This is a genomic window from Streptomyces sp. CRN 30 (assembly GCF_034105845.1).
The window spans coordinates 1-19,756 of the sequence record NZ_JAVRHI010000207.1 but is presented as its reverse complement, the minus strand read 5'-3'; the positions used below and the strand labels follow the sequence as shown (position 1 = coordinate 19,756).

The following is a 19,756-nucleotide window of genomic DNA, read 5'->3' as shown; positions in this document are numbered from 1 at the left end:
CGGAGCGGGGGCGGCCGGCCGGACCGGCGCCTGCCCCGAGACCGCCCCGATCACCCCGGCGGTGCCGGCCGCCCCCACGGCGGCGGCCGCGGCGAACAACGCCCCGCGTCGCGTGAGCAACTGATCCGTCTTCATGGACTCATCAGTCGCCCGGTCGCGGACCGACCCACCAGTGCGGCACCGGTGCGGCCGCACGAATCCACCCGCCCGGCCCAGCTCCGGGGGTGTGCCGACGCGTCCGATAGCCTCGCCGCGTGACGGAACAGCAGCACTCCCCCCATCGCTTCGAGCGCGGCACGGACGGACCGAAGGTCGTCCTGGTCGGCGTGGACGGCTCCGACTCCTCGCTGCGCGCGGCGGCCTACGCCGGCGGCCTGGCCCGGCGGCAGCACGCGCTGCTGGCCGTCGTGTACGTCCAGCCGATGCTGGCGGCGGGGGCGTCGCTGGGGGCGCCGGTCGCGGAGACCACCGACGAGATCGCCGAGGACCTGGTGGCCCACATCCGGGAGGCGACCGAGCAGGTCAAGGGGATCTTCGAGGTGCGCTGGGAGTTCCACACGTTCCGCGGCGACCCGTTCACCGGCCTGCGCAAGGCGGCCGACGACCTGAAGGCGGACGCGGTGGTGGTCGGGGCGTCCGAGCAGGCGGGGCACCGGATAGTGGGCTCGGTGGCGGTACGCCTGGTGAAGGCGGGGCGGTGGCCGGTGACGGTGGTGCCGTAGCCGCCCCACCCCCGCCCGCTACTCCCCCATCACCAGCCCGTCCTTCGCCGCGCCCCGCGCGAGCACCACCGACCGGATGCGGTCGCGCACCGCGGTGACCTCCGCGCCCCCGGCGAGGGCCCGGTTGAGGTCGATCACCCGGCCCGCGTCGACGTCGAAGAGCTGCGGGACGAACTCCGCCTTCGTGACCTCCCAGCGGCCGCCGGGCCGGGCGGGCGGGGCGAAGGTGAAGCGGCCGAGCGTCGACTGGTTGCCGCGCGGGTCGGCCGCCCCCTCGCCGTCGGCCATCTCCCCGGCGACCTGGTCGCCCGTCCCGTAGACCACCCACGTGCCGTTGACCTTCTCGTACGCCTGCGGGACGTGCGCGTGGGTGCCGAGGATCAGGTCGATCGCGGGGCGTCCGCCCGTGCGGGCGGCGGTGAGGGTCCGGGCCAGCTCCAGTTGCCGGTCGTCCGGTGCCTCCTGCCACTCGGTGCCCCAGTGCAGGGACACCACGACCACGTCGGCGCCGGCCTTCCGCGCCGCGGCGGCGTCGGCGACGACGCGCCGCTCGTCGGTGATGTTCACCGCCCAGGGCTGTCCGTCGGGCAGCGGGTGCCCGTCGGTGTCGTAGGTGTAGGCGAGGTGGGCGACCCGGGCCCCGCCCGCGCGCATCACCGTGACGGTGCGCGCCTCCTGTTCGGTGCGGGCGGACCCAGCGTGCCGGACCCCGGCCCGGTCCAGGGCGTCCAGGGTGCGGCGGACACCGTCCGCGCCGTCGTCGAGGGTGTGGTCGGAGGCGGTGGAGCAACCGTCGTATCCGGTGGCCGCGAGTCCGGCGGCGATCTCGGGCGGGGACTTGAAGAGCGGGTACCCGGAGTAGTCGCCGTCCGCGCCGTACACGGTCTCCATGTGGCACAGGGCGAGGTCGGCCCGGGAGACGACGGGGGCGATCCCGGCCAGTATCGGGCGGAAGTCGTGTCCGGCGCCGCCCGCGTCGAAGCGGGCCCGTTCGATGACCGAGTCGTGCGGCAGCACGTCGCCGGAGGCGACGAGCGTGAAGCCGCCGGTGTCCCGCTCCCGGGCGGCCGGCGGGGCGTGGCGGCCCGGCGGCTCGTCGTCGTGGGCCTGGCAGGCCGCCCCCGCGGTGAGGACGGCGGTCAGGGCCAGGGCCACCTGTCGGCTGCGTGTGATCATCCGTTCACCCCGGTGTGCTCAGGACGGATCAAAAATCAGATTTACACACAAACAGGTAAGGAGTCCCGGCCTTCGGCGGACGGCTCCGACACGCCCTTTAGGCCGTCCGGCCCGCATCGACCGGCACGGCCGGACCGCTCGCGGACCACTCACGGACCACCCACGGACCGCTCGCGGACCGTGGACGACCGTTCGTCGCACCGTTCGTCGAACGCGATCGACCGTCCGCCGCACACCCGTGCGCCTCCCCTGTCCGCGGACGGCCCCCTGCGATGCCATACGGCCATGACGGCCGGAATCACCCTCACCCACGGGACGACCGCCGAGCACGAGCTCGTCGCGCTGCAGCGGGAGCACGGCCGGCCGCTGTTCGGGCTGCTGCTGCGGCTGTGCGACGGCGACCGGCAGCGCGCCGAGGACCTGTTGCAGGAGACCCTCGTCCGCGCCTGGCAGCACCCCGAGGCGCTGCGCGCCGGCGACTTCGCCTCCGTACGGCCCTGGCTGCTCACCGTGGCCCGGCGGCTGGCGATCGACGCGCGCCGGGCCCGGCAGGCGCGGCCCGCCGAGGTCGGCGACGCCGCCCTGGAGAACGCGCCCTCCTGCGCCGACCACGCCGAGCGGGCCGCCGCCGCGCTCGACGTCCGCGAGGCCGTGAAGACTCTCACACCGGAGCACCGTGAAGTCCTGGTGCTCGTGTACTTCCAGGGGGCGAGCGTGGCGGAAGCGGCGGCGACCCTGGGCATACCGGCCGGTACCGTGAAGTCCCGCGCGTTCTACGCGCTGCGCGCCCTGCGTCGGGTGCTGCCGGGGTACGCCGCCGACCTGCGGTGAAACCGACCCCTCGGTCAAGCCTCCGTAAAGCGCCTTGCCGTGGACCCCGGTTGAGTAATCGGCTGTCCTCATCCGTGTTCCGGACGGGGCCCTCGGCAGGGTCCGGGTGGGGCGAGGCACACGCACCGGAGGAAGGCAGGAAGGGATGCTGCACAGAGGTCACGAGAGCGCGGACGACGGTGACGACGGAAGCGGCTCGCGCGGGGACGGAGGCGAACTGACCGTCCCCATGGCGTGGTTGTACGCCGAGTACGTCGCCGACGAGTTGCTGCGCACCGGCGATCTGATGCCGCCGACGTCCTTCGAGTTCCGCGCGGGCCGCTACGCCCTGGCGCTGACCGTCTTCCTGTCCGACACCGACGGCGACCTGTGCGGCGTCCAGGTCGTGTCCCGGCTGGAGACCTGGCTGTCCCTGACCGCGTACGACCAGCCGTGGCAGGAGTGGGTCCGCGCGTGTCTGACTCAGGCCGCGGGCCCGGCCGGGCGGACCCCCGCGGACCTCGTACTCGCCCGGGAGGCGTGGCGCTGGCTCCAGGAGACGGAGCTGCTCGCACCGGACCTGAACGCGGTGCCGGGCGGTGCCCCGGGGACCGGTGAGGACGAGGGCCCGAAGGTGTGGACACCGGCCTGGCAGCTGGGTCTGCCCCTCGGCCACCTCGCCATCCACCTGTTCTGAACGCCCGCCCGCGCCCGCCTCCGACGCGGTTGTTCGAACTGTTCTCCGGCGGGGACCCATCCGCGGCGCGGAGGGCTCCGAATCATCAGGTTGCGATTGGGTCGCGGTGTGAGTCTTTCGGCGGCGCGGTGCGTACGGGTGGGAGGAGGAGACGCCTCCCACCCGACGGCACGAGGATGCGGCGATGAGGTCCCTGGAGAGCCACCGTGACGCGGGCGCCTACGCGCTCGGCGTGCTCGACGAGGCGGACGCGTTCCGCTTCGAGGACCACCTCACGGGGTGCGCGCACTGCGCGGCCGCGGTGGCCGGATTCCGTCCGGCCGCCCGGCAGTTGATGCTCTACCGCACGGCCACGCCGCGGGCCGTGCACCCGATGGCGGGGCCCGGTCCCCGGTTCCTCGACCGGCTCCTGGCCGAGGTGACGGCACGGCACCGGGCCGCGCGGCGCAGGCTGTGGTGCGCGGCGGTGGCGGCAGCCGTGTGCGTCGCCGCCGCACCCGGCGCCGCACTCCTCGCGGCGCGCGGCGACGGGGCGGTGCGGGTCGCGGCCACCGACGAGCGCTCGGGCGTTTGGGCCCGCGTGACGGCCGAGAACCGGCCCTGGGGCAGCGGCGTGGAGATCGAGGTCAAGGACGCGGCGGGCCCGCGCGCCTGCCGGCTCGTCGCCGTCGGCCGGGACGGCTCGGAGACGACCGTCACCAGCTGGAGCGTGCCCCGGCACGACGCCCGGCCGAACACCGTGCGGGGCGGCGCGGCCCTGCACCCGCACGAGATCGCCCGCTACGAGGTCCGGACCGCCGGCGGCGAGAAGCTGGTGGCGCTGGACGCCGGATGACCCGCACGGCGTGCCGGGCGCGTCCGGGCGCCGGGCGCCCCTCACCGCGCGCCGAGCGTCTCCCGGCGTATCCGGGCGCAGGTCCGGCCCAGCAGCCGGGAGACGCGCATCGGGGAGATGCCCATCTGCCGCGCGATCCGGCTCTGCGGCCAGTCCTCGAAGAAGCGCAGGTAGAGGATGGCGCGCTCACGCGGGGGCAGCCGCCGCACCGCCTCCTTGACGCTCTCCCGGTCGACGACGAGCCGGAAGGCCGCGTCGGGCTGGCCGAGGGCGGCGACGAGGCCCGGCGTGTCACCGTCGAGGCCCGGCGTGTCACCGTCGGCGGCACCCTCCCGGCCGGGGGCGCCCGGGGACAGGGCGCGGTAGCTCTCCAGGGCGGCCATGCCCTCGCGTACGTCCGCCGCGGCGAGCCCGGTGTGCCGGGCGAGGTCGGCGACGGCGGGGCGGGGGCCGCCGGGCCTGAGGGCGAGTTCGACGTAGGCGGCGCGGACGGTGTTGCGCAGCTCCTGGACCCGGCGCGGCACGCGCAGGTCCTGATTGCGGTCGCGGAAGTGGCGGCGCAGCTCGCCCCGGACGGCGGGGACGGCGAAGGGTTCGAACGGCCCGCGCCCGGGGTCGTAGCGGCGGAGCGCGGTGAGCAGCCCGAGGGCGGCGACCTGGCGCAGGTCCTCGGCCGCCTCGCCGCGGTCCCGGTAGCGGGCGGCCAGCCGGTGGGCCAGCGGCAGCCACGCGCGCATCAGCTCCTCCTGGAGCCGCTCCTTCGCTGGGCCCTCGTCCAGCGCGGCGAAGCGGGCGAGGGCGGCGGTGACGGTGTCCGGGGCGGCGACGTCGGTCGGCATGCTGGGGGTTCCTCGCTGTGGGCTCGGTCACGCTGTCTGCGGCCTTGACCGGTCTGCCCGCCCCCCCTGCCCCTATTCAGGACTTTCGTCCTTTATTTCGCACATACCGTACCGTCCGCTCACTTCAGCAGCCGGGACAGCCGCCGGTCCGCCAGTGGCTTGCCGCCCGTCTGGCAGGTCGGGCAGTACTGGAGCGAGGAGTCGCTGAAGGAGACCTCCCGGACGGTGTCGCCGCACACCGGACAGGGCTCACCCGTACGGCCGTGCACCCTCAGGCCGCTCTTCTTCTCGGCCTTGAGGCGGCCCGCCGCCACGCCCCGGGAGCGGTCGACGGCCTCGGTGAGGGTGTCGCGCAGGGCCGTGTACAGCCGGGCCGTCTCGTCCGGGGTGAGCGACGCGGCCAGCTTGAACGGGGACATCCTGGCGGCGTGCAGGATCTCGTCGCTGTAGGCGTTGCCCACGCCCGCGATCAGGCTCTGGTCGCGCAGGGCCCCCTTGAGCTGCCGCCGCTCGCCGTCGAGAAGGGCGGCCAGGCGGGCCTCGTCGAAGTCGTCGGCGAGCGGGTCGGGGCCGAGCCGGGCCACGCCGGGCACCTCCGCCGGGTCGCGTACGACGTACACCGCGAGGCGCTTCTGCGTGCCCGCCTCCGTCAGGTCGAAGCCCGCGCCGGTCTCCAGGGCGACGCGCAGCGCGAGGGGCCCCTTGCCGGGGCGGGGCACGCCGTCGGGGAGGCGGTCCTTCCAGTGCAGCCAGCCGGCCCTGGCCAGGTGGGTCACCAGGCGCGGGCCGCCCTCGGTCGCCACGTCGAGGAACTTGCCGTACCGGTGCACCGCGGCGACGGTACGGCCCTCAAGAGCCGTGAGCGGCGGGTCGTAGGTCTTCAGGACGCTGATCGCCACGGGCAGGGTGCGGACGATCTCGTGGCCGGTGAGGTGCTCGGTCAGGAACTCCCTGAGCGCCTCGACCTCGGGCAGTTCGGGCATGTGTCCAGGGTGCCACCCACCACCGACAGCACCAGGCGGGCTAGCCCTCGCGGACCTCACGCGCCTCTCGGGCCTCACGGCGCAGGACGGGGAACTCCGACCACACGCACTTGCCGCCGCCGCGTGCCTCCACTCCCCAGCCGTCGGCCAGCAGCTCCACCAGGAGCAGGCCACGGCCGGAGACCGCGGACTCGCCGGAGTCGCGGCGGCGCGGCAGGGCGCTGGAGGTGTCCTCGACCTCGACGCGCAGTCGGCGGTCGACGCCGGTGAGGACCCGGAGGGTGACGACCGCGGCGCCCTCGGTGTGCGTCAGCGCGTTGGTGATCAGCTCGTCGGCGACCAGCTCGATCTCGTCGCCCAGTTCCTCGGCGCCCCAGGCGACGACCGCGGCGCGGATCAGGTGGCGGGCCTCGGCGAGGGCCTCGGGGTCGCCGGGGGCCACGTGCTGCTGGAGCCGGCCGCCGGAGCGCGGCGCGTCCGGCTCCCGGCGGCGCAGCAGGAGCAGCGCCACGTCGTCCTCGCCGTCGCGCTCCTCGGCCTCGTGGATCAGCAGGTCGGCGAGGTCGCGGACGTCCTCGGGGCCGGCGGCGACGGTCGCCGCGAGCGCCCGGACGCCGTCGCCGAGGTCCGCGCCGGGCTGCTCGACGAGGCCGTCGGTGCAGAGCAGCAGGGTGCAGCCGGGGTCCAGTTCGAGGGTGGAGACGGGGTAGGCAAGCCGCCCGAACTCGGCGGACAGGCCGAGCGGCAGCCCGCCGGCCACGGGGATCCGGCGGCAGGCGCCGTCCGCGTCCCGCACCAGCGGGTCGATGTGCCCGGCGCGGACGACCTGTACGACGCCGGTGGCCAGGTCGGCCTCGGCGTACAGACAGGTGGCGAACCGGTCGGTGTCGAGTTCGTGGAGGAAGACGGAGGCCCTGGCCATGACGGTGGCCGGGTTGTGGCCCTCGGCGGCGTAGGCGCGCAGCACGATGCGGAGCTGGCCCATGACGGCGGCGGCGTGCGTGTCGTGGCCCTGGACGTCGCCGATGACGGCGCCGACCCGCCCTCCCCCGGAGGGAGTGCCCCCGGGCAGCGGGATCAGGTCGTACCAGTCGCCGCCGATGTCGCGGCCGAGGGTGCCGCCGATGGTGGCGGCGCGGTAGCGGACGGCGACGTCGCAGCCGGGGACGCTCGGGATGGTGCGCGGCAGCATCGCCTGCTGGAGCCCGGCGGCGAGGTCCATCTCCTGCTCGTAGAGCATGGCCCGTTGCAGGCTCTGCGCGATGCTGCTGCCCAGCGCGATCAGGACGGCGCGGTCCTCGGGGGAGAAGCCGCGCCGGTCGCTGTAGAGGAGTCCGATGGCGCCGACGGGACGGGCCTGCGCGATCAGCGGGAGGTAGGCCGCCGAGGTGATGTCGAGGTGGGTGATGTGCGGCCACAGCACGGGGTACAGCTCGGCGAACTCCTCGGGCGACTCGATGAACCGGGGGCCGAGGGTCCTTACCACCTCGCTCATCGGGTAGGGCTCGTCGATCCGGGTGACGCGGGTGCCGGGGACGAAGCTGTTCTCGGGGCCGTCGGCGACGAGCCGGATGCGGCCCGCCTCGACCAGGCCCATCACGAGGCTGGTGGCGCCCAGCCGGGTGAGGCCGTCGGTGTCCTTGAGGACGTCGATGACGTCGTCCACGGTCCGGGCGTGGGCGAGGGCCGCGGTGGCGACCTCCACGACGTCGGTGTGCCGGCGGCGGGCGGCGTCGCGCAGCGCCCGTTCGCCGCGCGTCTCGATCTCGCTCAGCTCCTGGGTGGCGTCGCGGACGATGCCGATGATGCGGCAGGGGCGGCCGGTGTCGTCGCGCCGGATGTAGCCCTGGGTGTGGGTCCAGCGCAGGTGGCCGTCGCGGCAGCGGAGGCGGAAGTAGGCGCCGTAGTTCTCGCTGCCGTCCTTGATGGCCTGGGCGACGAGGGCGTCCAGGCGGGCGCCCTCCGCCCGCGGGACGCGCACGCCGAGGCTCCCCGGGTCCCCGTCGAACTCGTCCGGGCGCAGGTCGAAGATCTCGTGGGCCTGGGCGTCCATGTGGAACTGGCCGCGTCGCAGGTCCCAGTCGAAGCTGCCCATGCGGTTGAGCGCCAGGACCGGTTCCGGGTGGGCGGGCCAGTCGTCCGGGAGGGACAGGGCGCTCGCTCCCCGATCAGCCATGATCCCCACCTTGCCAGCAATTGTCCGATTCCTCGACTCGTCGCGGTCGTCGGCGGCGGCCCGTCGCGGTCGTCCGCGGCCCGGGGGCGGGAGGATCCGGCCGGAACGGGGAACAGGACCAGCACCGTGGCGTGGGACGCGTCACCGCAGGAGGGAGGGCAGGGCCGTGGAGTGGTTCGTCGCGCCGGAGTACTGGACCGCCCGGCTGGTCTTCCAGAAGGCGCTGGCCGCCGTGTACCTGGTGGCGTTCCTGACGGCGGCCCTGCAGTTCCGGGCGCTGATCGGCGAGCGCGGGATGCTGCCGGTGCCCCGGTTCACGGCGCGGGTGCCGTTCCGGCGGGCGCCCAGCCTGTTCCACTGGCGCTACTCGGACCGGCTCTTCGCCGGGTGTGCCTGGACCGGGTGCGCGGTGGCGGCGGCGCTCCTCGCGGGGGTGGACTCGCTGGTGCCGCTGTGGGCGGCGATGGGACTGTGGCTCCTCCCCTGGGCGCTGTACCTGTCGATCGTGAACGTCGGCCAGACCTGGTACGGCTTCGGCTGGGAGTCGCTGCTCCTGGAGACCGGCTTCGTCGCCGTGCTCCTCGGCAACGACGAGGTGGCGCCGCCGGTCGTGGTGCTGTTCCTGCTGCGCTGGCTGCTGTTCCGGGTGGAGTTCGGGGCGGGGCTGATCAAGATGCGCGGCGACGCGTGCTGGCGGAAGCTCACCTGCCTGGACCACCACCACGAGACCCAGCCGATGCCGGGGCCGCTGAGCTGGTTCTTCCACCGGCTGCCGCGGCCGCTGCACCGGGTGGAGGTGGCGGCCAACCACGTCACCCAGCTGGTGGTGCCGTTCCTGCTGTTCACCCCGCGGCCGGTGGCGACGGCGGCCGCCGCGCTGATGGCCGTCACCCAGCTGTGGCTGGTGCTGTCGGGGAACTTCTCCTGGCTGAACTGGCTGACGATCGTGCTGGCGCTGTCCGTGATCGGGTTCCCCGCCGATCCGCCGCCGGTGCCCGGCGCTCCGCTCTGGTACGAGGTCCTCGTCCTGGCGGTGGCCGCGCTGCTGCTGTTCCTCAGCCACCGGCCGGTGCGCAACATGCTCTCCCGGCGCCAGACGATAAACCGCTCCTTCGACCCGCTGCACCTGGTCAACACCTACGGGGCGTTCGGCAGCGTCAGCCGTGTCCGCTACGAGGTGGTGGTCGAGGGCACCACGGACGAGGTGCCGCGCGAGGACGGTGACTGGCGGGAGTACGAGTTCAAGGGCAAGCCCGGTGACCCCCGGCGCTGGCCGCGCCAGTTCGCGCCGTACCACCTGCGGCTGGACTGGATGATGTGGTTCGCCGCGCTGTCGCCCGCGTACGCCGGGCCGTGGTTCACCGCCTTCGTGGAGCGGCTGCTGGAGAACGACCGGGACACGCTGCGGCTGCTGCGCCGCTCGCCGTTCCCGCCGGACGCGCCGCCCCGGCACGTCCGCGCCCGTCTCTTCCGCTACCGGTACACGACCTGGCGGGAGCTGCGGGAGACGGGCGCCTGCTGGGAGCGGACGTACGTGCGCGAGTACCTGCCGCCGACGCGGCTGACGTGAGCCCGTGCGGCCCGTGCGCCTCAGGGCACCGGGGCGGCCTCGGGGAGCAGTCCCCTCTCCTTCAGCTCCCGCCAGAACGCGGCGGGCACCGGTTCGGCGAACCGGTCGGCGCAGTCGTGTGCCTCGGCCGCCGACCGGACGCCGACCAGGACGCCCGCGACGGCCGGGTGGGCGGCGCCGAAGGCCAGGGCCGCGGCGCGCAGGGTGGTGCCGTGCCGTTCGGCGAGGGACTTCAGCCGCAGGGCGCGGTCCAGCAGTCCGGCCGGTGCCCGGGTGTAGTCGTACGACGCCCCGGGCCGGGGGTCCGCCAGCAGGCCGGAGTTGAAGACGCCGCCGAGGACGACGGACGTGCCACGTGCGGCGGCGGCCGGGAGCAGGTCCTCCAGCGCGCCCTGGTCGAGCAGCGTGTAGCGGCCGGCGCAGAGCACCACGTCGACGTCGGTGTCGCGGACGAAGCGGGCGAGCAGGTCGGACCGGTTCATGCCGACGCCGATCGCTCCGACCACTCCCTCGGCGCGCAGCCGCTCCAGCGCCGGGTAGCCCTCGCCGAACGCCTCCTCGGCGTGGTCGTCGGGGTCGTGCAGGTAGACGATGTCCACCCGGTCGAGTCCCAGCCGCTCCAGACTGGCCTCCAGGGTGCGGCGTACGCCGTCGGCGCCGAAGTCCCACACCCGGCGGTGGGTGGCGGGCACCGCGAACCCGTTGGCGAGGTCGTCCCCGTCCGCCGGGACCGGTTCCAGTCTGCGGCCCACCTTGGTGGAGACGGTGTACGCGTCGCGGGGGCGGCCGCGCAGGGCCGCGCCGAGGCGCCGTTCGGCGAGGCCGAGGCCGTAGTGCGGGGCGGTGTCGAAGTAGCGGACGCCCCGCTGCCAGGCGGCCTGGACGGCCTCGTACGCCTGCTCCTCGCCGACCTCGGTGTAGAGGTTGCCGAGGGTGGCGGAGCCGAAGCCGAGCCCGGTGACGGTGACGGCGCTCCGGCCGAGGGCGGTCACCGCTCCGCCGGGCGCAGCCGCAGGCCCTGCATGCCGCCGTCGACGGCGAGCGCGGTGCCGGTGGTGGCGCCGGAGAGCGGGCTGGCGAGGTAGGCGACGGCGCCTGCCACCTCGTCGGCGGTGACCAGCCGGCCGGTGGGCTGGCGGGCGTCGAGGGCGGCGCGTTCGGCGGCCGGGTCGGGGGCCTGGGCCAGCAGCCGGCCGATCCACGGGGTGTCCGCCGTACCGGGGTTGACGCAGTTGACGCGGATGCCCTCGCGGACGTGGTCGGCGGCCATGGCGAGGGTGAGGGAGTGCACGGCGCCCTTGGTCGCGCTGTACAGCACGCGCTGCGGCAGGCCCGCCGTCGCCGCGATCGACGACGTGTTGACGATCGCCGCGTGCGCCGACGCGCGCAGGTGCGGCAGCGCGGCGCGGGCCACGCGGACCATGCCGACGACGTTGACGTCCAGGACGCGGTGCCACTCGGCGTCGTCGTTGTCCTCTACGGTGCCCTGCGCGCCGATGCCCGCGTTGTTGACGAGGACGTCGAGGCCGCCGAGTCCGGCGACGGCGGCGGTGACGGCCTCGCGCACGGAGGCGTCGTCGGTGACGTCGGCCCGGTGGCCGAGCAGCGGTTCGCGCACGGTGGATATGTCGCGGTCCAGGACGGCGACGGCCGCGCCGCGCCCGGCCAGCAGTTCGGCGGTGGCCCGGCCGATGCCGGAGGCGCCGCCCGTCACCAGGGCCTTGAGCCCTTCGAAGTCGTTCAACGTGCCTGCCCTTCGCTCTTGTCGCTGTCGTTCATCGCGCCTGCTCGGCGGTGGCCCGCTCGGCGTCGGCGGTCCAGAAGGCGCCGCCGGGGTAGGTGTAGCGGGCGATCGACTCGGGCCGCAGCTCGGCCGAGAAGCCGGGCGCGGTGGGAGCGGTGTAGTGGCCCGCGCGGATCGTCACCGGGTCCCGGAAGTGGTCGTGGAGGTGGTCGACGTACTCGATGACCCGGTCCTCGGTGGTACCGGACAGGGCGACGTAGTCGAACATCGCGAGGTGCTGGACGAGTTCGCAGAGGCCGACGCCGCCCGCGTGCGGGCAGACCGGCACGCCGAACTTGGCGGCGAGGAGCAGGATCGCCAGGTTCTCGTTGACGCCGCCGACCCGGGCCGCGTCGATCTGCACGATGTCGACGGCACCGGCCTGGAGGAGCTGCTTGAACAGGATGCGGTTCTGGGCGTGTTCGCCGGTGGCGACCTTCACCGGCGCGACGGCCCGGCGCACCGCCGCGTGTCCGAGGACGTCGTCGGGGCTGGTGGGTTCCTCGATCCAGTACACGTCGAACGCGGCCAGCGCGTTGGTCCAGCGGATCGCCTCGGGCACGTCCCAGCGCTGGTTGGCGTCGATCGCCAGGCGGACGTCCGGGCCGATCACGGAGCGGGCGGTGCGGCAGCGCCGGATGTCGTCGTCGAGGTCGGCGCCGACCTTGAGCTTGATCTGCCGGAAGCCGTCGGCGACGGCCCGCTCGGCGAGCCGGGTGAGTTTGGCGTCGTCGTAGCCGAGCCACCCCGGGGAGGTGGTGTAGGCGGGGTAGCCGGTGGCCAGCAGGTGGTCCGCGCGGGCGGCGGCGTCCTTGCGGCCCCGGCGCAGAAGCTCCAGGGCCTCGTCGGCGGTGAGCGCGTCGGTGAGGTAGCGGAAGTCGATCTGGCGGACCAGCCACTCCGGTTCGGCGTCGGCGAGGAACCGCCACAGCGGCTTACCGGCCTGTTTCGCCGCCAGGTCCCAGACGGCGTTGACGACCGCGCCGATCGCCATGTGCATCACGCCCTTCTCCGGTCCGAGCCAGCGCAGTTGGCTGTCCCCGGTGAGGTCGCGGTAGAGGGTGCCGGGGTCGGCGCACAGCGCGTCGACGGAACGGCCGACGACGTGGTCGCGCAGCGCGTGGACCGCGGCGACCTGGACATCGTTGCCACGCCCGATGGTGAAGGCGAAGCCGTGGCCCTCCGCCGCGCCGTCGGTGCGCAGCACGACGTAGGCGGCCGAGTAGTCGGGGTCCGGGTTCATCGCGTCGGAGCCGTCCAGCTCACGGGAGGTGGGGAACCGGATGTCGTAGGTGTCGACGGCGGTGATGCGGGCGTCGGTGGCGGGCACGCGGCTCCTCGGAGGTGAGCGACCAGATCCCGCATATTTATCAGACCTCTCGACGGTACGGACACCCCTCGAACTGGGGTTATGCCCTGTACGTCCCGTATCGGACGGCAAAGTCATCGGACCACTGGGACCGGTGGACGCGTACCTGTGTGACAGAAATCCGTGCCCGGCCCCTCGACGGCACCCGGGTGGTCCGGGCACAGTTCTCGTGCGTACGCACCAGTGGCCCCACACCGGAAGGAATCGCCGTGAGCGACTGGGCCGGACGGACCGCCGCCGAACTGGCCGCCGCCGTACGGGAGAAGCGGGCCACGCCCCGGGAGGTGGCGGCCGGACACCTCGCCCGGATCGAGCGCCTGGACCGGCGGGTCGGCGCGTTCCGCACCGTGCGGGCGCGGGCCGCGCTCGCCGAGGCCGACGAGGTGGGCGCCCGCGGCGACCTCGGCTCGCTGCCGCTGGCGGGGGTCCCGGTGGCGGTCAAGGACAACCTCGCGGTGCGCGGCGAGTCCAGCCGCGTCGGCTCCGCCGCCACCCCGGACACCCCGGCGGCGGCCGACCACGAGACCGTGGCCCGGCTGCGGGCGGCGGGCGCGGTGGTCGTCGGGCTGACCAACGTCCCCGAGCTGTGCGTCTTCGCCACCACCGACGGCGTCCACGGCACCGCGCGCAATCCGTGGGACCCGGCGCGCTCGGCGGGCGGCTCGTCGGGCGGGAGCGCCGCCGCGGTGGCCGCCGCGATGGTGCCGCTGGCGCTCGGCAACGACGGCATGGGCTCGCTGCGGATACCGGCCGCCGCCTGCGGCCTGGTCACGCTCAAGCCGGGGCGCGGGGTGGTGCCGGCCGGTATCGGTGACGGCGACTGGTTCGGCCTGGCGGAGAACGGGCCGCTGGCGACGACGGTCGAGGACGTGCGCCTGGCGCTCTCCGTGCTGGCGGGCGGCGATCCGCCGCGCGGGGCCCCGGGCAGCCGCCGGGTGGCGCTCTCGCTGCGCAGCCCCGTAGCCGGGGTCCCGGTCGCCGCCCCGTACGCGGCCGCCGCGCGGGAGGCGGCCGGCGTCCTGATGCGCGCGGGCCACCAGGTGCGGCGCGCGGAGCCGCCCTACCCGGCGTCCCTGACGCTGACCGCGCTGGCGCACTGGACGGCGGGCACGGCCGCGGACGCGCGCGGGCTGGACCGGCGGCGGCTGGCGCGGCGTACGCGGGTGCACGCGGCGGTCGGCCGGGCGCTGACGGGCGTGGTACGCGGCGGGCGGGCCCGGGAGCGGCTGCGGTACCGCCTCGACCCGTTCTTCGACGGTCACGACGTGCTGCTCACCCCGGCGCTGGCCCGGCGTCCGCCCCGGGCGGAGCCGTGGCACGAGCGGGGCTGGCTGCGGAACCTGGCGGCCGACTCCGCCTTCTCGCCGTTCACGCCGCCGTGGAACCTGACGGGGCTGCCCGCGATGTCGGTGCCGTTCGGTTCGCTGCCCTCGGGCGCGCCCGCGGCCGTGCAGCTGGTCGGTCCGCCGGGGTCGGAGGCGCTGCTGCTCGACCTGGCCGGGCAACTGGAGCGGCTGCGTCCGTGGCCCCGTACCGCACCGGCGGGACGTCTGGTCGCGTCACCGGCTCCACCCCGCTGAACCGGCCCCGCCCTGCCCGGAAGCCACCCGGCAGCCGCCCCACAGCAGGGCCGAACCGGTCCGCGGGCCGCCCGCGACCCGTCGGGAAACTTTCCCGGAACATATTGTCAACAATTTCGTCGGCCGTTACGTTGAACCTGGTCCCGCGCCTCACCGCACTCTCAGGGGCGACCCCTCACAGCAGTCAGGAACAGCCATGATCATCGATTGCCACGGCCACTACACCACCGCTCCACCGGCGCTGGCGGCCTGGCGGGACCGGCAGATCGCCGGAGTTCAGGACCCGGCGTCCGCACCGTCCCGCGCCGACCTGGTCATCGGCGACGACGAGCTGCGCGAGACGATCGAGTCCAACCAGCTGAGGCTGATGGACGAGCGCGGCATCGACCTGACGGTCTTCTCGCCGCGGGCCTCCTTCATGGCCCACCACATCGGCGGGTTCGAGACCTCGGCCGAGTGGGCGTCGATCTGCAACGAGCTGTGCCACCGGGTCAGCCGCCTCTACCCGGAGCGGTTCGCCATGGCGGCCATGCTCCCGCAGTCGCCGGGCGTCGACCCCGCCACCTGCGTCCCGGAGCTGGTGCGCTGCGTGGAGGAGTACGGCGCCGTCGCGCTGAACCTCAACCCGGACCCCTCGGGCGGCCGCTGGACCGCTCCCCCGCTCACCGACCGCTCGTGGTACCCGGTCTACGAGAAGATGACGGAGTACGGCATCCCCGCGATGGTGCACGTCTCCACCAGCGTGAACCCCGCCTTCCACACCACCGGCGCGCACTACCTCAACGCCGACACCACGGCGTTCATGCAGCTGCTCCAGGGCGACCTGTTCAAGGACTTCCCCACCCTGAAGCTGGTCATCCCGCACGGCGGCGGCGCGGTGCCCTACCACTGGGGCCGGTTCCGCGGTCTGGCGATGGCGCTCGGCAGGCCGGAGCCGGAGGAGCACCTGCTGGACAACGTCTTCTTCGACACCTGCGTCTACCACCAGCCGGGCATCGACCTGCTCCTTGAGGTCGTCCCGCCGAAGAACATCCTCTTCGCCTCGGAGATGATCGGCGCGGTCCGCGACATCGACCCGTGCAGCGGCTTCCACTTCGACGACACCCGGCGCTACGTCGAGGCCGCGAAGCTGCCCGCCGAGCACCTGTCGGCGATCCAGGAACACAACGCGCGCGCCGTCTACCCCCGACTCGACGCCCTGCTGAAGAGCCAGGGCCGCTGATCCCCCCGGGGGCGGGGGTACGGTCACACCACCCCCACCCCCACCCCACCCCCCACCTGCCCTTTCCCTCCCCCGTCCCCGTTCCCCCCGTTCCCTCCCCGGCCGTCGTCGCCCGGGGCCGGTGCCCAGGTCGCCCCGCGGCCCCGCGGCCGCCCGCCTCCGCGACCGGCACCCGCCCCACCCGAACGCTCCCGCCGACCTCAGGTCCGGCCCGCGAGCTTCGCACCGAGCACCCCGCACCGGACCCCGGCCCCGGGACAGCTCGTGAAAGGAACGCCCGATATGTCCGCCCTCGCCCCCAAGACCCCCGGCTGGCTCGACTGGTACGCCGATCCGTCGAAGCCCGAGTTCCGCCTGCCGGACGGCGCCGTCGACGCGCACTGCCACGTCTTCGGACCGCAGGCCGCGTTCCCGTTCGCGCCGGAGCGCAAGTACACGCCCTGCGACGGCGGCAAGGACGACCTGTTCGCGCTCCGCGACCGCCTCGGGGTCTCCCGGAACGTCATCGTGCAGGCCACCTGCCACGGCGCGGACAACTCGGCGATGGTGGACGCGGTCCGCTCCTCCGGCGGCCTGGCCCGCGGCATCGCCACCGTCCGCCCCGACGTCACCGACGAGGAGCTGCGGCGCCTCGACGAGGCCGGGGTGCGGGGCGTGCGGTTCAACTTCGTGCGGCGGCTGGTCGACACCGCGCCCGAGGACGACCTGCGGGTCATCGCCGCGAGGATCGCCCCGCTGGGCTGGCACATCGTCCTGTACTTCGAGGCGGCCGACCTGCCCGATCTGGAGGACTTCTTCGCCTCGCTGCCGGCGCCGCTGGTCATCGACCACATGGGCCGGCCGGACGTGACGAAGCCGGTGGACGGACCGGAGTTCTCCCGCTTCCTGCGGTTCGTCGAGGCGGGCGACGTGTGGGTCAAGGTGACCTGCCCGGAGCGGCTCACCGTCACCGGCCCGGCCGCGCTGGACGGCGAACGCCACGCCTACACCGACGTCGTGCCCTTCGGCCGCCGCACGGTCGAGGAGTTCCCGGACCGCGTGCTGTGGGGCACCGACTGGCCGCACCCCAACCTCAAGGACCACATGCCCGACGACGGACTGCTGGTCGACCACATTCCGCACATCGCCCCCACGGCCGAGCAGCGGCACAAGCTGCTCGTCGCCAATCCGATGCGCCTGTACTGGCCCGAAGAGACCGTCTGAGCACCCACTCCCCTCTTACCGCAAGGGCAACCCGCATGCACCGCGTCAACGCTCTCAACCGGCTGGACAGGCTGCCGGTCTCCCGGTTCCACAAGATGACCCTGCTGGCGGTGTCGTTCGCGTACTTCTTCGAGTTCGCCGACATCAACAGCTTCTCCGTCACCGCGCCGAAGCTCGTCAAGCTGTGGGGCGTGACGGTCGACCAGGTCGCCTACGTGACCTCCCTGTCGTTCGTCGGCATGTTCATCGGCTCGGTCGTCGCCTCCAACCTCGCCGACCGCTGGGGCCGAAAACGCGCCCTGATGCAGACGACGGTCTTCTTCGGCCTCTTCTCCTTCCTCTCGGTCTTCGCCTGGGACCTCGTCTCCCTCGGTGTCTTCCGCGTCCTGACGTCGGCGGGCCTGTCGGCGATGACGGTCGTCGCGGTCATCTACGTCAGTGAGATGTACCCGGCGGCGGTCCGCGGCCGTTACCAGGCGTACGCCATCGTCATCGGCATCTGCGGCACCCCCGTCACCAGCCTGATCGCCAGCGCCGTCGTCCCGCTCAGCGACTGGTCCTGGCGGCTGGTCTTCCTGTGGGGCTCGCTCGGCATGCTCCTGGTGCTGTTCACCCGGCACCTGAAGGAGTCGCCGCGCTGGCTGGAGAGCCGGGGCAAGCACGAGGAGGCGGAGCGGGTCCTCGGCGAGATCGAGGCCATGGTCGCCGCCGAGAAGGGCCCGCTGCCCGAGCCGGCCCCGCCGGTGGAGGAGGCCCCGGTCACCAAGGCGCCGCTCAAGCTGCTCCTCCAGCGCAAGTACCTGATGCCGACCCTGCTGCTCACGGTCGTCTGGGTGACCCAGACCATCGGCTTCTTCGGCTACTCCAGCTGGGCGCCGACGCTGCTGGCCAAGGAGGGCTTCAGCATCGAGGACTCCGTCTTCTACGTGGCGCTGACCACGGTCGGCGCACCGCTCGGCTCCTACCTCGCGGCCCTGGTCACCGACCGGTTCGAACGCAAGTGGTGCCTGGTGGCCTTCGGCTCGGTGATCGCGGTGTGCGGTCTCCTCTACGGGCTCACCTTCAACCCGGTCCTCATCATCGTCTTCGGCTTCCTGGTGAACCTCTTCGAGCGCGGCTACACCGCCCTCGGCTACGCCTACTCGCCCGAGCTGTTCGACACCCGCAGCCGCTCGCTCGGCACCGGTGTCTCCTACGGGCTCGGCCGGCTGTCGAACGCCGCCGGCCCGCTGGTGGTGGCGGCGCTGTACAACAGCCAGGGCTACCAGAGCGTGTTCTACTTCATCGCCGGTTCCTGGCTGGTGGGCGCGATCGTCCTCGCGGTCTTCGGGCCGCGGACCCGGGCCGCCCGGCAGGCGGCGGCGTCGGCCGCCGCCACGGAGAAGACGCCCGCCTGAGGACCGCGGCGGCCCGTCACAGGGCGCGGTACATGACGTGCAGACCGACCGGGCCGTGCCGGGGGTGTTCGAACGCCTCCGGCACGGTGCCGAGCACGGAGAAGCCGAGGGACTTCCAGAGACCGACCGCCGGGTTGGTCTCCACGACGGCGTTGAACACCATGCCGCGGTAGCCCTCGGCCCGCGCGGCGTCCAGGACGTGGACGGCGAGGGCGCGGCCGATGCCACGGCCCGCGTGGTCGGGGTCGACCATGAAGCCCGCGTTGGCGATGCGCGCGGCGGGGCCGCCGTAGTTGGGCGTGAGGTACGCGGAGGCGACGACCGTGCCGGTGCCGTCCTCGACGGCGAAGACACGCTTGGCGGGGTTCGTCCAGAGCCGCCGGGCGTCCTCCTCGGAGGTGGCCGGGTCCCAGGTGTAGGTCTCGCCGGCGGCGACCACGCGGCGCCAGAAGGGCCAGATGCGCGGCCAGTCCTCCGCCGTCGCTTCCCTGATCAGCATGGGCGCGAGTCTGGCACGCCCATGCCGTGGGCGATCGAGCGGGGTGCTCGGGCCGTCAGTCCACGCTGGGCAGGATGTGGGGCTCGGCGAGGTCGTCCTCGTAGCCCGCGAGGCGGATGGGGGCGGACCTGGCCCACACGTCGAGGCTGCCGATCTCGCCGGGCCGGCGGACCGTTCGTTCGGTGCGTTCCTCGGGGTGGTGCTCGCGCTTCTTGGTCTCCGGTGTCACCGCGCACTCCTTATGTGTCGGGTCACCCTCGGGCCTCTCCGGTCGGTTCACTGTCCGGTACCTGACGCCCGCTCGGGTCTGGGTCGAAAACATCTCGGACGCGGTGGCGCCGGTACGGGGGACGGACGATGGGTGTGGGTAGGTCCCGTGCTGCTGTCCGCCCGCACCAGATTAACCAAATGAGCGGAGGTCCGCTCTATGGGGCTGCAAACTCCTGGTAATCATCATGCTTCGGCCCGCGCACAGTTGAGCCTGACTTACTCCTGTTTGTCACATAACGTTCACGAGGGGACTCACCCGTTCGGCCTACAGCGTCTGCCGGTGCGGTTCAGGCGGCGTTGGCCTGGCCGCAAGGTCGTCATGGTGTGCTGCGGCGCGTGGGGCTCGTCTCGCGGGAGGACTGACGCGTGGAACCGCTCGGCGTCGAGGAGCTGATGGACCTGCTGTGCACCGGCCGGCACGGCCACGCGCTGCGGACCGCCGCGCTGCTGCGCCGCGGCCGCCCCGCGGACAAGGAGTTGCAGGTCGCCGGCCTGGTGACCGCGGTGGGCGAACTGCTGTGGCCCGGCGCTCCGGCCGGCCGGGCGGAGCGCACCGCCGACGCGGTCCGGCCGCTGCTCGGCGACCGGGTCGCCCGGCTCGTCGCCGGCCGGCACGCGCCGGGCG

18 protein-coding genes and 1 pseudogene are annotated in these 19,756 nt (G+C 73.8%); 10 read left to right on the top strand and 9 right to left on the bottom strand.

All coding sequences use genetic code 11. The annotated features are described in order from the left end of the window. Nucleotides 1-254 precede the first annotated feature (254 nt). A complete protein-coding gene (locus tag UW392_RS22120) occupies nucleotides 255-722 on the top strand; it encodes a universal stress protein (RefSeq protein ID WP_320776809.1) in 468 nt (155 codons plus the stop codon). 18 nt (nucleotides 723-740) lie between these two features. Here UW392_RS22120 and UW392_RS22115 read toward each other — a convergent pair whose 3' ends face one another. Beyond that, nucleotides 741-1,898, bottom strand: coding sequence for a CapA family protein (locus UW392_RS22115; protein WP_320776808.1), 1,158 nt, complete (start codon nucleotides 1,896-1,898; stop codon nucleotides 741-743). A gap of 285 nt (nucleotides 1,899-2,183) precedes the next feature. Here UW392_RS22115 and UW392_RS22110 point away from each other — a divergent pair, with 285 nt between their 5' ends. The 3 genes from UW392_RS22110 (at nucleotide 2,184) to UW392_RS22100 (ending at nucleotide 4,240) form a co-directional block, all read left to right on the top strand. Further along, a complete protein-coding gene (locus UW392_RS22110) occupies nucleotides 2,184-2,729 on the top strand; it encodes a sigma-70 family RNA polymerase sigma factor (RefSeq protein WP_320776807.1) in 546 nt (181 codons plus the stop codon). Between the two features lie 145 nt (nucleotides 2,730-2,874). Further along, on the top strand, nucleotides 2,875-3,405 hold the full coding sequence (locus UW392_RS22105; protein WP_320776806.1) for a hypothetical protein: 531 nt from the start codon (nucleotides 2,875-2,877) through the stop codon (nucleotides 3,403-3,405). 184 nt (nucleotides 3,406-3,589) lie between these two features. Then, the gene (locus UW392_RS22100; RefSeq protein ID WP_320776805.1) at nucleotides 3,590-4,240 is read left to right on the top strand and encodes a zf-HC2 domain-containing protein; all 651 of its coding nucleotides are present in this window, start codon (nucleotides 3,590-3,592) and stop codon (nucleotides 4,238-4,240) included. A gap of 41 nt (nucleotides 4,241-4,281) precedes the next feature. Here the strand turns inward: UW392_RS22100 and UW392_RS22095 are convergent, their stop codons facing one another. The 3 genes from UW392_RS22095 to UW392_RS22085 form a co-directional block, all read right to left on the bottom strand. Next, nucleotides 4,282-5,079, bottom strand: coding sequence for a sigma-70 family RNA polymerase sigma factor (locus tag UW392_RS22095; RefSeq protein WP_320776804.1), 798 nt, complete (start codon nucleotides 5,077-5,079; stop codon nucleotides 4,282-4,284). Nucleotides 5,080-5,198: 119 nt separating this feature from the next. Next, nucleotides 5,199-6,062, bottom strand: a complete 864-nt coding sequence (locus UW392_RS22090; protein WP_320776803.1) for an Fpg/Nei family DNA glycosylase — start codon at nucleotides 6,060-6,062, stop codon at nucleotides 5,199-5,201. Nucleotides 6,063-6,102: 40 nt separating this feature from the next. Then, nucleotides 6,103-8,238, bottom strand: a complete 2,136-nt coding sequence (locus UW392_RS22085) for a SpoIIE family protein phosphatase (RefSeq protein ID WP_320776802.1) — start codon at nucleotides 8,236-8,238, stop codon at nucleotides 6,103-6,105. 166 nt (nucleotides 8,239-8,404) lie between these two features. Between UW392_RS22085 and UW392_RS22080 the strand changes: the two genes are divergently transcribed. Further along, nucleotides 8,405-9,808, top strand: coding sequence for a lipase maturation factor family protein (locus tag UW392_RS22080; RefSeq protein ID WP_320776801.1), 1,404 nt, complete (start codon nucleotides 8,405-8,407; stop codon nucleotides 9,806-9,808). Nucleotides 9,809-9,828: 20 nt separating this feature from the next. On the opposite strand, the gene UW392_RS22075 is transcribed toward UW392_RS22080, so the two are convergent. From UW392_RS22075 to UW392_RS22065, 3 genes are read right to left on the bottom strand one after another with little or no spacing between them, the layout of a single operon-like run. Next, nucleotides 9,829-10,800, bottom strand: coding sequence for an aldo/keto reductase (locus tag UW392_RS22075; RefSeq protein WP_320776800.1), 972 nt, complete (start codon nucleotides 10,798-10,800; stop codon nucleotides 9,829-9,831). Beyond that, nucleotides 10,797-11,552 carry an SDR family oxidoreductase gene (locus UW392_RS22070; RefSeq protein WP_320776799.1) on the bottom strand — a complete coding sequence of 252 codons (756 nt, stop codon included), beginning with the start codon at nucleotides 11,550-11,552 and terminating at the stop codon, nucleotides 10,797-10,799. Before UW392_RS22070 ends, UW392_RS22075 begins: the two co-directional genes overlap by 4 nt. Before the next feature lie 31 nt (nucleotides 11,553-11,583). Next, nucleotides 11,584-12,921, bottom strand: coding sequence for an L-fuconate dehydratase (locus UW392_RS22065; RefSeq protein WP_320776798.1), 1,338 nt, complete (start codon nucleotides 12,919-12,921; stop codon nucleotides 11,584-11,586). A 248-nt stretch (nucleotides 12,922-13,169) separates the two neighbouring features. Here UW392_RS22065 and UW392_RS22060 point away from each other — a divergent pair, with 248 nt between their 5' ends. The 4 genes from UW392_RS22060 to UW392_RS22045 all read left to right on the top strand — a co-directional run bounded on the left by UW392_RS22060 (nucleotide 13,170) and on the right by UW392_RS22045 (nucleotide 18,362). After that, nucleotides 13,170-14,540: an amidase gene (locus UW392_RS22060; RefSeq protein ID WP_320776797.1), complete on the top strand. Its 1,371-nt coding sequence runs from the start codon at nucleotides 13,170-13,172 to the stop codon at nucleotides 14,538-14,540. 196 nt (nucleotides 14,541-14,736) lie between these two features. Beyond that, the gene (locus UW392_RS22055; protein ID WP_320776796.1) at nucleotides 14,737-15,762 is read left to right on the top strand and encodes an amidohydrolase family protein; all 1,026 of its coding nucleotides are present in this window, start codon (nucleotides 14,737-14,739) and stop codon (nucleotides 15,760-15,762) included. Nucleotides 15,763-16,044: 282 nt separating this feature from the next. Next, the gene (locus UW392_RS22050) at nucleotides 16,045-16,965 is read left to right on the top strand and encodes an amidohydrolase family protein (protein ID WP_320776795.1); all 921 of its coding nucleotides are present in this window, start codon (nucleotides 16,045-16,047) and stop codon (nucleotides 16,963-16,965) included. Nucleotides 16,966-17,000: 35 nt separating this feature from the next. Further along, entirely contained in the window at nucleotides 17,001-18,362 is a 1,362-nt protein-coding gene (locus UW392_RS22045) for an MFS transporter (protein ID WP_320776794.1), read from the top strand. Nucleotides 18,363-18,378: 16 nt separating this feature from the next. Here UW392_RS22045 and UW392_RS22040 read toward each other — a convergent pair whose 3' ends face one another. Together UW392_RS22040 and UW392_RS22035 are read right to left on the bottom strand one after the other, a co-directional pair. Beyond that, nucleotides 18,379-18,861 (bottom strand): GNAT family N-acetyltransferase, encoded by a 483-nt coding sequence (locus UW392_RS22040; RefSeq protein WP_320776793.1) that lies wholly within the window; start codon nucleotides 18,859-18,861, stop codon nucleotides 18,379-18,381. Nucleotides 18,862-18,916: 55 nt separating this feature from the next. Continuing rightward, entirely contained in the window at nucleotides 18,917-19,090 is a 174-nt protein-coding gene (locus tag UW392_RS22035; RefSeq protein ID WP_320776792.1) for a hypothetical protein, read from the bottom strand. Between the two features lie 407 nt (nucleotides 19,091-19,497). Here UW392_RS22035 and UW392_RS22030 point away from each other — a divergent pair. Next, a pseudogene (locus UW392_RS22030) lies at nucleotides 19,498-19,756 on the top strand (hypothetical protein); the annotation flags it as partial.

Coding starts and splice junctions, on each gene's coding strand:
- UW392_RS22095 (WP_320776804.1), bottom strand. CDS start 5,079: ATGCCGACCGACGTCGCCGCCCCGGACACCGTCACCGCCGCCCTCGCC.
- UW392_RS22105 (WP_320776806.1), top strand. CDS start 2,875: ATGCTGCACAGAGGTCACGAGAGCGCGGACGACGGTGACGACGGAAGC.
- UW392_RS22085 (WP_320776802.1), bottom strand. CDS start 8,238: ATGGCTGATCGGGGAGCGAGCGCCCTGTCCCTCCCGGACGACTGGCCC.
- UW392_RS22050 (WP_320776795.1), top strand. CDS start 16,045: ATGTCCGCCCTCGCCCCCAAGACCCCCGGCTGGCTCGACTGGTACGCC.
- UW392_RS22100 (WP_320776805.1), top strand. CDS start 3,590: ATGAGGTCCCTGGAGAGCCACCGTGACGCGGGCGCCTACGCGCTCGGC.
- UW392_RS22110 (WP_320776807.1), top strand. CDS start 2,184: ATGACGGCCGGAATCACCCTCACCCACGGGACGACCGCCGAGCACGAG.
- UW392_RS22115 (WP_320776808.1), bottom strand. CDS start 1,898: ATGATCACACGCAGCCGACAGGTGGCCCTGGCCCTGACCGCCGTCCTC.
- UW392_RS22055 (WP_320776796.1), top strand. CDS start 14,737: ATGATCATCGATTGCCACGGCCACTACACCACCGCTCCACCGGCGCTG.
- UW392_RS22045 (WP_320776794.1), top strand. CDS start 17,001: ATGCACCGCGTCAACGCTCTCAACCGGCTGGACAGGCTGCCGGTCTCC.
- UW392_RS22090 (WP_320776803.1), bottom strand. CDS start 6,062: ATGCCCGAACTGCCCGAGGTCGAGGCGCTCAGGGAGTTCCTGACCGAG.
- UW392_RS22040 (WP_320776793.1), bottom strand. CDS start 18,861: ATGCTGATCAGGGAAGCGACGGCGGAGGACTGGCCGCGCATCTGGCCC.